Raw genomic sequence first — 13,506 nt, 5'->3', positions numbered from 1 at the left:
TTGACCGGCTTCTTGGTGGGGACGGGCGGCTCGAGCGGAGCCGCGGAATCGAGAGGGACAGCGTTAGCGGACAAAAGCCAACTCCTTCTTATTGCCGAAGATGCCTTGCGGTCTGAAGATGACGATTAACATGATCGCCACTCCCACCAGGATGAAGCGCAGCTGACCGCCCTGGATCGCCGTCATGAACGGCAACCAGCCCGCCTCAACGGCGCGGGCGATGAAACCGGAGAAGAAGGACAGCAGCACCCAGAAGATCATCGAACCGATGATGGGACCGAGCACCGTCGCAGCCCCGCCGAGCAGCAGTATGGCGTAGATGAAAAAGGTCAGCGTCGTCTGGTAGTTCGACGGTACGACCGCTCGCGGCAGGGCGAAGATCATGCCGGCGATGGTGCCGAGCACGCCACCGAAGATGAGCGACTGCATCTTGTAGGCGTAGACGTTCTTGCCAAGGGCGCGCACCGCGTCTTCGTCTTCACGGATACCCTTAATGACTCGGCCCCAGGGGCTGCGCATGATCTGCCAGACCAGCAGAGCCGCGAGAATCACGATCGACCAGGCCACGATGCGCAGCCAGGTGTCGTAGGCGTTGTTGGTGAACGGGCCGAAGCCGTAAGTACCATCTGCGAGCGGGTTCAGCGCCGCAAATTCGTTCTTGTAACCGCTGAGGCCGTTGGCCGAACCGGTGACCGAGGCGAAGGTGTTCGTCGTGAACAACAGTCGCACGATCTCGGCGGCCGCGATTGTGACGATCGCGAGATAGTCAGCGCGCAGTCGCAGCGTCGGAATACCCAAAATCAGCGCGAAGACAACGGATGCCCCGACGCCGACCAGAAAGGCACCCCAGACGGGAAACCCGAAGGTCAGAATAGAAATGGCATAACCGTAGGCGCCGAGGGCCATGAACCCGGCCTGGCCGAAGTTCAGCAGGCCGGTGTAACCGAAGTGCACGGCGAGCCCGAGGGCGGCCAGTGCGTAGGCGGCCGTGGTCGGGCTGATCAGCTCGACGGCGGCGTTGTTGAAGATTGCTCCCCAGTCCATGTGAACCCCTAACCAATTCTTTCTTTGCGACCCAGAATGCCCTGTGGTCGAAACAGCAGCACGAGGATCAAAATGACGAGGGCGCCGACGATTTTCATGTCGGACGGAAGCCAGAGCGTCGACAGCTCAACGAAGAGCCCGACGATGAGAGAGCCGACGAGGGCACCGAAGGCGGTGCCGAGACCGCCGAGAGTGACGGCAGCGAAGACCAGCAGCAGCATCTGAAAGCCCATGTCCCAGCTGACACCGGGGCGGAAGTAGGCCCAAAGCACGCCGCTGAGTCCGGCGAGGGCCGCGCCGACCACCCAGACGATGCGAATGACGTTGTCAACGTCGATGCCGCTCGCCGAGGCCAGGCTCGGGTTGTCGGACACGGCGCGGGTGGCCTTGCCGATGCGGGTGCGCAGTAGAAAGTAGGCCACGGCGAGCAGTACCACGATGCTGATGCCCATGCTCGCGAGGTCGATGGGAGAGAGCGAGATCGGGCCGAACTTGAGATCGGCCATGCCGGCGCCCGGGAGCTGACTCGTGCTGCCGCCGAAGAAGTATTGGTACAGGTAGCGCAGGGCGAGCGAGAGTCCGATGCTCACGATCATGAGGGGGATCACCGCCACGCCCTTACGGCGCAGTGGTTTCCAGAGCACCGCATCGAGGCTGTACCCGAGGGCGCCGCTGAGCGCGATGGCGATCAAAATGGCGAGCCAGACCGGCAGTCCCAGGGTGACCGAGAACACCAGCGTCATCAGCGCGCCGAAGGTGATCAACTCGGCGTGGGCAAAGTTGCTCAGCCCGGTGGTGCCGAAGATCAGCGACACGCCGATTGCCGCGAGGGCCAGCAACAGGCCGAAGTTCAGGCCGTTAAAGAATCGGTTGACGAACTGGTCGAAGAAGCTCACCGTGTTGCGGGTACCTTCGCCGAGGAAGAAGTTCACCGATTTTCGGTCGGTCAATCCGAACTCGGTATCGATGACGTTGCCACCCTCGGCGACGACGACACCTTCGGGCAGGGTGTCCTCGTCGAGGGTTACCTCGTAGGTGCCTTTCTCGGGAACACCGATCGCCCAACGGCCCTCGGCATCCGTCACGGTGTCGGCCTGATAGCCGTTGCCGTCCACGGCGATCGCGACGCCGTCGAGGGCCTCACCGTCGAACTGCACATTGCCGGAGATCGTGAACTCGAACTCGGTGCCGACCTCGTCGGCGTGCGCGCTGCTCACCGAAAAGGTGGCCATGGTCAGGGCTGCGAGAAGCGTCACGAACAGAATGGCCAGCATCCTGGGTATGTATCTCTGAGCCGTAAGAGTGGACTTCACGGGACCTCCATGTGGGTGCCGACCGGTGGGTAACCGAGCGGACGCCGGGCAAGTACTGCCAACGTCGTTGTTGAGAGTACGTGCCGATTATGTCCTATATGTTTCGAAACTCCGCAACCCGCGGTAATTGTGCGCGGAATGTGATGGGCCCAAACACGCTTAACATTGAAGGACCGGTCTAGTTACTTCACGTCCCGTGCGGTGGTAGCGCGTTTTGCCGGATATTTTTCTGTTTTTAGCTACAGGTAAAGGGGTTTCATGGATCAGCCAGATCCGTTCGGATTCACCGGGCTCACCTACGACGACGTGCTGCTCTTGCCGGGGCATACCGACGTCATTCCGAGTGAGGCGGTCACCAAATCCCGCCTGACCCGGCGCATCGATGTGTCGCTGCCGCTGCTCTCCAGTGCCATGGACACCGTCACGGAGACCCGCATGGCCATCGCGATGGCGCGCGAGGGCGGTCTCGGCATCCTGCACCGTAACCTGTCGATCGGTGACCAGGCCGAGCAGGTGGATCTGGTCAAGCGCAGCGAATCCGGAATGATCACCAACCCGGTGACCACGTCGCCCGACGCCACCGTGGCCGAGGTCGACGCCCTGTGCGGCCAGTTCCGCGTGAGCGGGCTGCCCGTCATCGACGGCGACGGAATCCTCGTGGGAATCATCACCAACCGAGACATGCGTTTCGTGCCGTATGCCAAGAAGGCGCTCACCCGGGTGAGCGAGGTCATGACACGGTCTCCGCTGATCACCGGCAAGGTCGGGATGGCCCCCGAAGACGCGCTCGCAATCTTCGCGAAGCACAAGATCGAAAAGCTCCCCCTGATCGACGCCAACGGCAAGCTCACCGGCCTGATCACGGTCAAAGACTTCGACAAGAGCGAGGAATACCCCCTCGCCACGAAGGACGACGCCGGACGCCTGCGGGTCGGAGCAGCCATCGGCTTCTTCGGTGACGCCTGGCAGCGCGCGACCGCCCTGCTCGAATCGGGGGTCGACGTGCTCGTGGTCGACACCGCCAACGGCGACAGCGCCGGCGTGCTCGACATCATCCGTCGTCTGAAGTCCGACAAGGCGTTCGCCGATGTCGACGTGATCGGCGGAAACGTGGCCACGCGCTCCGGCGCCCAGGCGCTCATCGACGCGGGCGCCGACGCCATCAAGGTGGGCGTGGGCCCCGGCTCGATCTGCACCACCCGCATCGTGGCCGGTGTGGGCGTTCCCCAGATCACCGCCGTCTACCAGGCCTCCCTCGCCGCCCGCGAAACCGGCATCCCGGTGATCGCCGACGGCGGACTGCAGTATTCCGGCGATATCGCCAAGGCTCTCGTGGCCGGCGCCGACACCGTCATGCTCGGCTCCCTGCTCGCCGGGTGCACCGAAAGCCCCGGCGAACTCGTGTTCGTCAACGGCAAGCAGTTCAAGACCTATCGCGGCATGGGTTCGCTCGGCGCGCTGCAGACCCGTGGCTCGAAGACGTCGTACTCGAAGGACCGCTACTTTCAGAGTGACGTTCCGAGCGACGAGAAGCTGATTCCCGAGGGCATTGAGGGCCAGGTTCCGTTCCGCGGACCCCTCGCCGCCGTGGCTTACCAGCTCGTCGGCGGCCTGCGCCAGTCCATGTTCTACGTGGGCGCGCGCACCATCGCCGAGCTCAAGCAAAAGGGCAAGTTTGTGCGCATCACCCCCGCCGGACTCAAGGAATCGCACCCGCACGACGTGCAGATCGTGGTCGAAGCCCCGAACTACCGCCGCTAGGGCCAGCCTTTCTCGAGCGGATGCCCGTCGGCATTCGCTCGAAAATGGGATGTCGGGGCTGTCCTCTAAACTGTAACCATGGAAATCGAGATCGGCCGTTCCAAGCGCGCTCGCCGCGTATACGCCTTCGACGACATCGCGGTGGTGCCGAGTCGGCGCACCCGCGACCCGGAGGACGTGTCGGTCGGCTGGACCATCGACGCCTACCAGTTCGCCATTCCGGTGCTGGCCGCCCCGATGGACTCCGTCGTCTCGCCCACCACGGCCATCATGATGGGCCAGCTGGGCGGCGTCGGCGTGCTCGACCTTGAAGGCCTGTGGACCCGGCACGAGAACCCGGAGCCGTTGCTCGCCGAAATTCGCAGCCTGCCCGCCGACAAGGCCACCGCCCGCATGCAGGAGATGTACTCCGCTCCGATCCAGCCTGCGCTCGTCACCGCACGCCTCGCCGAGATTCGTGCGGGCGGCGTTACCGTGGCCGGCGCGCTCTCACCCCAGCGCACGCAGGAACTCTACGAAACCGTCGTCGCTGCCGGCGTCGACCTGTTCGTGATTCGCGGCACGACCGTGTCGGCCGAGCACGTGTCGCAGAACCAGGAACCGCTCAACCTCAAGAAGTTCATCTACGAGCTCGACGTTCCCGTGATCGTGGGCGGTGCGGCCACCTACACCGCAGCGCTGCACCTCATGCGCACGGGCGCGGCCGGTGTTCTGGTCGGTTTCGGCGGAGGAGCGGCGTCGACCACCCGCGCGACCCTCGGCATCCACGCCCCGATGGCCACCGCCGTAGCGGATGTCGCCGGCGCGCGCCGCGACTACATGGACGAGTCCGGCGGCCGTTACGTGCACGTCATCGCCGACGGCGGCCTCGGCACCTCCGGTGATATCGTCAAGGCCGTCGCGTGCGGCGCCGACGCCGTCATGCTCGGTACCGCCCTGGCCCGGGCCACGGATGCCCCCGGCGGCGGATTCCACTGGGGCGCCGAGGCGCACCACCCGCAGCTTCCGCGCGGCAAGCGCGTCGAAGTCGGTACCGTGGCCCCGCTCGAAGAGATTCTCTACGGCCCGGCACCGGTCGCCGACGGCACCGCCAACCTGATCGGCGCGCTGCGTCGATCGATGGCGACCACGGGCTACTCCGATCTCAAGGAATTTCAACGGGTTGAAGTGGTTGTCGCGCCGTACCGAGTGAACTAGCGTCAGAAGAACCAACGCCGAAGATAGACGTACTTTTCAGCATTACCCGCAACAATGAAGTCGCAGTTGTTTGTCGCACCTCCCCTGACCGCTCGTCTTTGAACACTGAGTCTGAACAGGAGCAGCAATGGCCTCCCACAATTCGGTCACCCGGTCCACAAAATTGGGGCCTGAGGAGCGGGTCGCCGCTCTCGCCAAGCTCAAAGAGAAAGAGCTCGACATTCTCGTCGTCGGTGGCGGCATCGTCGGGGCCGGTGCAGCCCTCGATGCCGTCACCCGGGGCCTGAGCGTCGGCATCCTCGAGGCGCGGGACTGGGCGTCGGGTACGTCGAGCCGGTCGTCCAAGCTCGTGCACGGCGGCATCCGCTACCTGGAGCAGCTCGACTTCCGCCTCGTGCGTGAGGCGCTCACCGAGCGGGGGCTGCTGTTGCAGCGCATCGCGCCGCATCTCGTCAAACCGGTGCGGTTTCTGTACCCGCTCAAAAAACGATTCACCGAACGGCTCTACATCGGTGCCGGCATGTTGCTCTACGACATCTTCTCCCACACCGGTGGTCGCCCGCCCGGCGTGCCGCACCACCGCCACCTGTCCAAAGGCCAGGTGCAGAAGCTCATTCCGAGCCTCGCCAACGACGCACTGGTCGGCGGCATCACCTACTACGATGCCCAGGTCGACGACGCCCGCTACGTGTCGTCGCTCGTGCGCACGGCCTCCTTCTACGGCGCCCACGCGGCCAGCCGGGTGCGGGTCGAGGGCTTCATCAAGGTGGGGGAGCGCGTCGTCGGCGTGCGCGCCCACGACCTGCAGACCGACGAACGCTTCGACGTGCGGGCCAAGCAGGTCGTGAATGCCACCGGGGTTTGGACCGACGACACCCAACGCATGGTCGGCGAACGCGGCACCTTCAAGGTACGCGCGTCGAAGGGCGTGCACCTCGTGGTGCCGCGCGACCGGTTCCAGAGCGCGATGGGGCTTCTGCTGCGCACCGAAAAGAGCGTTCTGTTCGTGATCCCGTGGGGCAGGCACTGGCTCATCGGCACGACCGACACCGACTGGTACCTCGACAAGGCGCATCCAGCGGCGACGGCAGCCGACATCGACTACATTCTTGAGCACATCAATTCGGTTTTGACCGTGCCGCTCACTCGCGAAGACGTCGAGGGTGTTTATGCCGGGCTCCGTCCGCTTCTGGCCGGCGAAAGTGACCAGACCTCCAAGCTGTCCCGCGAACACCTCGTCGGACACTCGGTGCCCGGCCTCGTCGTGATCGCCGGCGGCAAGTGGACCACCTACCGCATCATGGCCAAAGACGCAGTGGATGCCGCGGCGTCGGCCCTCGACGGCCGCATTCCCGCGTCGGCGACCCAGGACATCCCCTTGTTGGGGGCTGAGGGATATCAGGCTGCGTGGAACAAGCGCGGCAAGATCGCCAGAGCGTTCGGGCTGCACACCGTGCGGGTGGAACACCTGCTCAACCGCTACGGCACCCTCACCGATGAGCTGCTCGACCTCATCCGCGCCAACCCGGCGCTCGCCGAACCGTTGCCCGGGGCCGATGACTACATCGGTGCCGAGGTCGTCTACGCGGCTTCGCACGAGGGAGCCTTGCACCTGGAAGACGTGCTCGCCCGCCGCACCCGCATCTCGATCGAAGCCTGGGACCGCGGGGTTTCGGCCGCGCCGGTCGCCGCAGGGCTCATGGCCGGGGTGCTGGGCTGGGATCAGGAGCGCATCGACCGCGAGGTGGGTTTCTACCTCACCCGGGTCGCCGCCGAGCGGGCCTCGCAGGAGGAGCCCAACGACGAATCCGCCGACCGGGTGCGGCTCGAGGCCCCCGACATCATGGTCACCAACTAGGCGCCGGGGCTCGCGTTCCCGCGCCCCGCGCCCGGGCGGAGCGCGCCCGAACCATGACCGCGCCCGATATTGGTGGCCGCTACGGTAACCGGCGTAGCGGTCACCCGTTTCGGGCGCAGTCACCCGGTGGTCGAGTCGGGCGAAAGCGTGGGTGCGCCCGATCTGGGTGCGCGCTACGGTAACCGGCGTAGCGGCTACCCATTTTAGGCGCGGCCATGAGGTTCAGGGTGAGCGCGGTCCGTCGGGGCCGGCGAGAGAGACTACCGGGCGCGCGGAATGCCGTGCCCGGTCAGGAACCGCCCGAACACGATGAGGTCGCGGGCGATCTTCCAGTCCCAGCGCGCAAAAGTGGGGCCGAGCGCCCGCACGCGGTCCTCGCGGTCCTTCTCTGCCATCACGACCTGGGCCGTGGTGAGGCCGCGGGTGTACTCGTCCTTGAGGTACTTGCCGAGGCCGTCGAACTCACCGACCTTGTTGATGGTTCGCCAGAAGAAGTCGACGAAGGCAATGAATCCTGCGGCGTCGTCGAAGCGCACTTGCAGTTCGGGAGCCGCGAATCCGAGCAGAAAGATGTTGGCGCGGCTGATCGACTCGCCGCCCGAGCCCGATTGGGTCGAGGCGAACTCCGCAGCTCTCAGTGCAGCCCCACGTCCTTTGACCCTGGCTGGTCCGTTGAGGGACTCGAGGGCGGACTCCAACTCCGCACGGGTGGCCAGGCTGTCGCCCCAGCGCGGAATGTGGATGGCGCGGTCCATCATCGCCACGGCGTCCGAAAAGGGGAGAATCCGTGCCATCTCGATCGCCGTTTCGGAAACCGGCGTAACCAGGAGCCCGGCCCTCTCGACGACACGCGGCTGGTGTTCCACGGTGTGCCGCACGATACCGTGACGCGATCGGCCACCGGATGCCTGTGGAACGGTGACGTGGACATCCGTCGGCCAGTCGACCGGCCGCGGCAACCCCCAGATCGCCGCGGCGGAATGGTGTGAGAACACCGGCGCTTCGGAACTGATCGCCGCGTAGGCGCGAATGCGGGCGAGGTAACGCGCGTCGTGCTTCAGCGTTGACCAGAGAATGGTGCTCATATACACGCCGTGTCGCAGGCGGAAAATGCGCTTCTGCGAGAAATCGCGACGCAATTCCTGCTCGAGGCCGACGGCCACCGCCTCGGAGCGCAGCAAAAGGCCATCCGCTCTGGTGATGGCAGCGAGCGAGGGATGCGCGGCTGCGAATGCGAGAGTCATGACGTGAGCGTGGCACGCGGCGAACGCGGTCGGACCACCCGGCAGCAATCTGTGGAGAACTCGACCGGTCCGAGGGATGGCCGCGCCCGATACCGGTGCGCGCCACGGTAACCGGCGTAGCGGCTACCCGTTTCGGGCGCGCGCATCCGCTTCACACGCGCATGCGGCAAGCGGATGCGACGGCGCCACGGCAAAAGCGGCTCCGGTAGAATAAGGGGACTGCCCCTAAACCTCAGGAGTCATGACAATGGTTGATGTTCGGCGGGTCAAACTTCCCGGCGTGGGTGTGCTGCACACCTTCATCACGGATGACGGCGGCAAGGTCGGCGTCATCGCCCACCGTTCCGGCCACAGCGACCTCATCACTTTCGCCGACGACGAGGGCGGCCCCGACGCGAGCAAGGTCTCGCTCCGGCTCAACGAAGACGAGGCGCACACCCTCGCCGAACTGCTCGGCGGCACCCAGATCACCGAGTCGCTCAGCGCCCTCGACCAGATTCCGGGCCTCAGCATCGACTGGTTCACCGTGGACTATGAAGATCACATCGCCGGGCAGGCGCTCGGCAATCCTGCCGACCGCGGCATCGCCGGACTCACCGTGGTCGCCGTCGTGCGCGGCGAATCCGCCAACCCGGCTCCCGCCGCCGACTTCAAGGTTTTTCCCGGTGACACCCTCGTCGTCGCTGGGTCGCCGGAGAAGGTCGTTAAGGCCTTCGCATTCTTTCGCACCGGTGAAGTAAAGGCGAAGACCGTCGACGCTCCACCCGGGGGGTAAACGATGCACCTGGGCGAAGACCTCCTCGTTCTTGGCATCCTGCTCGTCGTCGCCTACATTCTTGGCCGTCTGGGCAAGCTGATCGGGCTTCCCACCATCCCGATCTACATGATCGTCGGTGTTCTGGCGAGCCCGAACACCGACTTCTTCCCCCTTGACTTTCAATCCGCCGATATCGAACTCATCGCCGTCTTCGGCCTGATTCTGCTGCTGTTCAGCCTCGGCCTCGAATTCGATCAGGAAGAATTCTTCGGCAACGCCAAAACCCTGATGATCTCCGGCGGTTCCTGGATTCTCATCAACATGGGCGCCGGCTTCGCGTTCGGCCTGCTCGTGGGCTGGGGACCGCGGGAAGCGCTCGTCATCGCCGGAATGACCGGAACCTCGTCGAGTGCGATCATCACCAAACTGCTCATCGAACTGCGCCGCCTCGCCAACAAAGAGACGCCGATGATTCTCGGGGTGACCGTCGTCGGTGACATCTTCATCGCGATCTACCTCTCGATCGTGTCCGTCGTGCTCAGCGGCGAAACCGAGATCTGGCCGATCGTTCTGCAACTCTCCATCGCGTTCCTGTTTCTCGTGGCGATGTTCTCGCTTGCCCGCTGGGGCGGGCGCGTGGTGTCGCGCCTCATGCGTACCAAGGACGACGAACTCTTCACCATTTTGTTCTTCGGCCTCGTGGTGCTGTTCGCCGGCATTGGCGAGATCATCGGCGTTACCGACGCGATCGGCGCCTTCCTGATCGGCGTCGTGCTCGGCGCGAGCAGCTACCGCGCCAGGATCGAACGCGTGGCCGTGCCGCTGCGGGACATCTTCGCGGCCTTCTTCTTTCTCAACTTCGGTCTGGCCCTCGACATCGCCCAGTTCGGATCGGTGATTGGCGTCGTTCTTATCGCAATCGTGATGACCTTCGTGCTCAGCCTGTTGTCGGGCGCCTTGCTGGCCTGGCTGCACAAAATGGGGCCGCGTGAAGCCCTTAACACTGCGGCGATCTTCGTCAACCGCGGTGAGTTCACGCTGATTCTGGCGACCCTGTCGGTGTCGGCCGGGCTTGACCCGAGGCTGCAGCCGTTCGCGGGCCTCTACGTTCTTGTCATGGCGATCCTCGGCCCGCTGTTCGCTGCGAATTCCGAGAAGATCGGGTCGATTCTGCGCCGCCGCATGCCGGCATCCGCTGCCACCCGTGCGCCGCGCAACCCGATGCTCGAGGAAGAGATCGCCCTCGTCGAGGCGGCGACCGCAGCCCAGGCCGCCGACGCCGACGAGTTCGCCCGCCGTGCTTCCAAGCGCGACTCGGCCAATTCCCACCCGGGGATCGATACAGTGAAAGGCTCCCACCCGACCGATTCCGGTCTGGATCCCATGGCCGATTTCGCTCTCGGCCAGCATTCCCCACCACCCGATGACACGACCGACAAACCGGCACGTAAACCCGGGCGAGAATCCCACACAGGTGACTATTCGTGATCAGAATGATGCTGCGCCCCCGTTGGGTGGCCGCACTGCTATTTGCCCTCGGCATTGCCGCTGGCTTCGCCCTGTTGGGGAACTGGCAGCTGGAACGCGCCATCGAGTCCGGCGTGGTTGTGGAGCGAACCACCGAGCAGGCGCAGCCGCTCGCTGAAGTGGCGCAGCCTGACGGCGGAGTGACGCAGGTTGCAACGGGCCAGATGGTCACCGCCGAGGGCACCTGGGTACCCGGAGACGAGACGCTCATCACCACCCGCATCAACGGCGGTACCGAGGGCTTCTGGGTGGTCAGTCATTTTCGAACGGATGCCGCCGTCAGCATCGCCGTCGCGCGCGGATGGGCTCCCGACAAAGCCACGGCCGAAGCCGTCATCGCCACGCTCCAGAGTGCACCGCAAAACACCCCGGTCGCCCTGACCGGACGCTTCCTCACCGGCGAGGCCCCTGAGCTGCCCGACCCGGAAGGTGACTCGAAGGAGCTGACCAAGGTCGCGCCATCCGCTCTCATCAATCTATGGGCGGATTTCTCCGACGAATCGGTCTACTCCGCCTATATCGTCGACGCGGCGGCTCCGGCCGGCCTCGATGTGATCGACTCCCCGGTGCCCGAAGTTGACCAGTCGCTCAACTGGCTGAACATCTTCTACGCCATCGAGTGGGTCGTCTTCGCCGGATTCGCCGTCTTCCTCTGGTACCGACTGGTGCGCGACGCCCTCGAGCGCGAGCAGGAAGACGCCGAGGCAGCGGAAGCGTCGAGCGCGCTCGCCTAGAATTAGGCACATGCCTCGTCAACCCAAGCCCGCCGATATTTCCAGAATCCCCGGTGCGCTCCGGCTGTACCAGGTGTCATCGACCATTACCGGTGTCTTCCTGCTGCTGCTCTGCATCGAAATGGTCATCAAGTACGGCTTCGGCCACGAGATCGAACTCGGCGGCGCGCAGGGCTTCCTCGCCCTCGTTCCGACCGATACGGTCGCGGCCGTCAACCTCAGCACCGGCATCCTGATCGCGCACGGCTGGTTCTACGTGCTCTACCTGTTCGCCGACTTTCGCCTGTGGAGCCTCATGCGCTGGCCGTTCTGGCGCTTCGTGCTCATCGCCCTCGGCGGCGTCGTTCCCACCCTGTCGTTCATCGTCGAAGTTCCCGTCGCCCGCACGGTGAAGCGCTTCCTCGCCGAGAACGCCGAAGAAACCGCGGCAATTGCCGAGAAGGCTCAGGCTCAAGCATGACCACGACCAATCCCGCAACGGATGCCGCCCCCGCCGATTCGGGGCTCGATCGCCCCGTTCTCGTGGTCGACTTCGGTGCGCAGTACGCGCAGCTGATCGCCCGGCGCGTGCGCGAGGCATCCGTTTATTCGGAGATCGTGCCCCACACGATCACCGCCGCCGAGGTGCTCGCCAAGAACCCGCGCGGAATCGTGCTGAGTGGTGGGCCGTCGAGCGTCTACGCCGAGGGTGCCCCCGCCTTCGACGGCGCGATCTTCGAGCTCGGTGTTCCCGTGCTCGGCATTTGCTACGGCTTTCAGGTGATGGCGACCGCCCTCGGCGGCACCGTGGCCCACACCGGCGCGCGCGAATACGGCTCGACCCCGGTCACCGTGAGCAACGGCGACAACGTGCTGCTCGCCGACCAGCCTGACAGCCAGACCGTGTGGATGAGCCACGGAGACTCGGTCGCCACCGCCCCCGACGGTTTCACCGTGCTCGCCTCCTCGGTCTCAACCCCGGTCGCCGCGTTCGCCAACGACGCCAAGCGGCTCTACGGCGTGCAGTGGCACCCCGAGGTCAAGCACTCCGAAAACGGACAGCACGTGCTCGAGAACTTTCTGCACCGCGCCGCCGGCATCAACCCGGACTGGAACAGCGGCAACGTCATCGCCGAGCAGGTCGCGAAAATTCGCGCGCAGGTCGGCACCGGCAAGGTCATCTGCGGGCTCTCCGGCGGAGTCGACTCCGCCGTCGCCGCGGCCCTCGTGCACAAGGCCATCGGCGACCAGCTCGTCTGCGTCTTCGTCGACCACGGCCTGCTGCGCCAGGATGAACGCCGCCAGGTCGAGGAGGATTACGTCAAGGCCACCGGCATCCGGTTGGTCACCGTCGACGTGCGTGAGCAGTTCCTGGTGGCGCTCAAGGGTGTGAGCGACCCGGAGACCAAGCGTAAGATCATCGGTCGCGAGTTCATCCGCACCTTCGAGCAGGCTCAGGCCGAACTCGTTCTCGAATCGAAGGAAACTGACGGCGACCCCATCGCGTTCCTTGTGCAGGGCACGCTCTACCCCGACGTCGTCGAATCCGGCGGCGGCAGCGGTACCGCGAACATCAAGAGCCACCACAACGTAGGCGGCCTGCCCGACGACCTCAAGTTCGAACTGGTCGAACCGCTGCGCACCCTGTTCAAGGACGAGGTACGGGCGATCGGCGCCGAGCTCGGCCTGCCGGCCGAAATCGTGCAGCGTCAGCCGTTTCCCGGCCCCGGGCTCGGCATTCGCATCGTCGGCTCGATCACCCAAGAACGCCTCGACCTGCTGCGCCAGGCGGATGCGATCGTGCGCTTCGAGCTGACCGCCGCCGGTCTCGACCGTGAGATCTGGCAGTGCCCGGTCGTGCTGCTGGCCGACGTGCGCTCGGTGGGCGTGCAGGGCGACGGCCGCACCTACGGACACCCGATCGTGCTGCGCCCGGTGTCGAGCGAAGACGCCATGACCGCCGACTGGACCCGTCTGCCCTACGATCTGCTCGCCAAGATCTCGAACCGCATCACCAACGAGGTCGACGGGGTGAACCGCGTGGTGCTCGACGTCACGAGCAAGCCGCCGGGAACCATCGAGTGGGAGTGAT

At 65.2% G+C, this 13,506-nt stretch carries 11 protein-coding genes; 8 read left to right on the top strand and 3 right to left on the bottom strand.

Annotation, left to right across the window (positions count from 1 at the left end; genetic code table 11):
• Positions 1 to 63: 63 nt before the first annotated feature.
• Positions 64 to 1,044 (bottom strand): branched-chain amino acid ABC transporter permease, encoded by a 981-nt coding sequence (locus E3O25_RS09940; RefSeq protein ID WP_092107323.1) that lies wholly within the window; start codon positions 1,042 to 1,044, stop codon positions 64 to 66.
• An 8-nt stretch (positions 1,045 to 1,052) separates the two neighbouring features.
• On the bottom strand, positions 1,053 to 2,318 hold the full coding sequence (locus tag E3O25_RS09935; protein WP_092107325.1) for a branched-chain amino acid ABC transporter permease: 1,266 nt from the start codon (positions 2,316 to 2,318) through the stop codon (positions 1,053 to 1,055).
• Positions 2,319 to 2,615: 297 nt separating this feature from the next.
• On the opposite strand from E3O25_RS09935, the gene guaB reads away from it, so the two are divergent.
• The 3 genes from guaB (at position 2,616) to E3O25_RS09920 (ending at position 7,173) form a co-directional block, all read left to right on the top strand.
• Positions 2,616 to 4,118 (top strand): IMP dehydrogenase, encoded by a 1,503-nt coding sequence (gene guaB / locus E3O25_RS09930; RefSeq protein ID WP_092107327.1) that lies wholly within the window; start codon positions 2,616 to 2,618, stop codon positions 4,116 to 4,118.
• Between the two features lie 78 nt (positions 4,119 to 4,196).
• On the top strand, positions 4,197 to 5,315 hold the full coding sequence (locus E3O25_RS09925) for a GuaB3 family IMP dehydrogenase-related protein (RefSeq protein WP_092107329.1): 1,119 nt from the start codon (positions 4,197 to 4,199) through the stop codon (positions 5,313 to 5,315).
• 127 nt (positions 5,316 to 5,442) lie between these two features.
• Positions 5,443 to 7,173, top strand: a complete 1,731-nt coding sequence (locus tag E3O25_RS09920) for a glycerol-3-phosphate dehydrogenase/oxidase (RefSeq protein WP_134361065.1) — start codon at positions 5,443 to 5,445, stop codon at positions 7,171 to 7,173.
• Positions 7,174 to 7,433: 260 nt separating this feature from the next.
• Here the strand turns inward: E3O25_RS09920 and E3O25_RS09915 are convergent, their stop codons facing one another.
• Positions 7,434 to 8,417 carry a hypothetical protein gene (locus E3O25_RS09915; RefSeq protein WP_134361064.1) on the bottom strand — a complete coding sequence of 328 codons (984 nt, stop codon included), beginning with the start codon at positions 8,415 to 8,417 and terminating at the stop codon, positions 7,434 to 7,436.
• 241 nt (positions 8,418 to 8,658) lie between these two features.
• On the opposite strand from E3O25_RS09915, the gene E3O25_RS09910 reads away from it, so the two are divergent.
• From E3O25_RS09910 to guaA, 5 genes are read left to right on the top strand one after another with little or no spacing between them, the layout of a single operon-like run.
• Positions 8,659 to 9,192, top strand: coding sequence for a cation:proton antiporter regulatory subunit (locus E3O25_RS09910; RefSeq protein WP_233193339.1), 534 nt, complete (start codon positions 8,659 to 8,661; stop codon positions 9,190 to 9,192).
• A 3-nt stretch (positions 9,193 to 9,195) separates the two neighbouring features.
• A complete protein-coding gene (locus E3O25_RS09905) occupies positions 9,196 to 10,662 on the top strand; it encodes a cation:proton antiporter (RefSeq protein ID WP_134361063.1) in 1,467 nt (488 codons plus the stop codon).
• Positions 10,663 to 10,667: 5 nt separating this feature from the next.
• Positions 10,668 to 11,435: an SURF1 family protein gene (locus E3O25_RS09900; RefSeq protein ID WP_092107339.1), complete on the top strand. Its 768-nt coding sequence runs from the start codon at positions 10,668 to 10,670 to the stop codon at positions 11,433 to 11,435.
• A gap of 10 nt (positions 11,436 to 11,445) precedes the next feature.
• Entirely contained in the window at positions 11,446 to 11,895 is a 450-nt protein-coding gene (locus E3O25_RS09895; protein ID WP_134361061.1) for a DUF3817 domain-containing protein, read from the top strand.
• Positions 11,892 to 13,505: a glutamine-hydrolyzing GMP synthase gene (guaA, locus tag E3O25_RS09890; RefSeq protein ID WP_134361060.1), complete on the top strand. Its 1,614-nt coding sequence runs from the start codon at positions 11,892 to 11,894 to the stop codon at positions 13,503 to 13,505. Before E3O25_RS09895 ends, guaA begins: the two co-directional genes overlap by 4 nt.
• The last annotated feature ends 1 nt before the right edge of the window (position 13,506 follow it).

It is taken from the genome of Cryobacterium sp. TMT1-3 (assembly GCF_004402315.1).
Lineage (GTDB): Bacteria > Actinomycetota > Actinomycetes > Actinomycetales > Microbacteriaceae > Cryobacterium > Cryobacterium luteum.
This window is presented reverse-complemented; position numbering and strand designations above follow the sequence as displayed.

Excerpts from the sequence above, each read along its gene's own strand:
- E3O25_RS09940 (WP_092107323.1), bottom strand. The coding sequence starts at position 1,044 with ATGGACTGGGGAGCAATCTTCAACAACGCCGCCGTCGAGCTGATCAGC.
- E3O25_RS09935 (WP_092107325.1), bottom strand. The coding sequence starts at position 2,318 with ATGCTGGCCATTCTGTTCGTGACGCTTCTCGCAGCCCTGACCATGGCC.
- guaB (WP_092107327.1), top strand. The coding sequence starts at position 2,616 with ATGGATCAGCCAGATCCGTTCGGATTCACCGGGCTCACCTACGACGAC.
- E3O25_RS09925 (WP_092107329.1), top strand. The coding sequence starts at position 4,197 with ATGGAAATCGAGATCGGCCGTTCCAAGCGCGCTCGCCGCGTATACGCC.
- E3O25_RS09920 (WP_134361065.1), top strand. The coding sequence starts at position 5,443 with ATGGCCTCCCACAATTCGGTCACCCGGTCCACAAAATTGGGGCCTGAG.
- E3O25_RS09915 (WP_134361064.1), bottom strand. The coding sequence starts at position 8,417 with ATGACTCTCGCATTCGCAGCCGCGCATCCCTCGCTCGCTGCCATCACC.
- E3O25_RS09910 (WP_233193339.1), top strand. The coding sequence starts at position 8,659 with ATGACAATGGTTGATGTTCGGCGGGTCAAACTTCCCGGCGTGGGTGTG.
- E3O25_RS09905 (WP_134361063.1), top strand. The coding sequence starts at position 9,196 with ATGCACCTGGGCGAAGACCTCCTCGTTCTTGGCATCCTGCTCGTCGTC.
- E3O25_RS09900 (WP_092107339.1), top strand. The coding sequence starts at position 10,668 with ATGATGCTGCGCCCCCGTTGGGTGGCCGCACTGCTATTTGCCCTCGGC.
- E3O25_RS09895 (WP_134361061.1), top strand. The coding sequence starts at position 11,446 with ATGCCTCGTCAACCCAAGCCCGCCGATATTTCCAGAATCCCCGGTGCG.
- guaA (WP_134361060.1), top strand. The coding sequence starts at position 11,892 with ATGACCACGACCAATCCCGCAACGGATGCCGCCCCCGCCGATTCGGGG.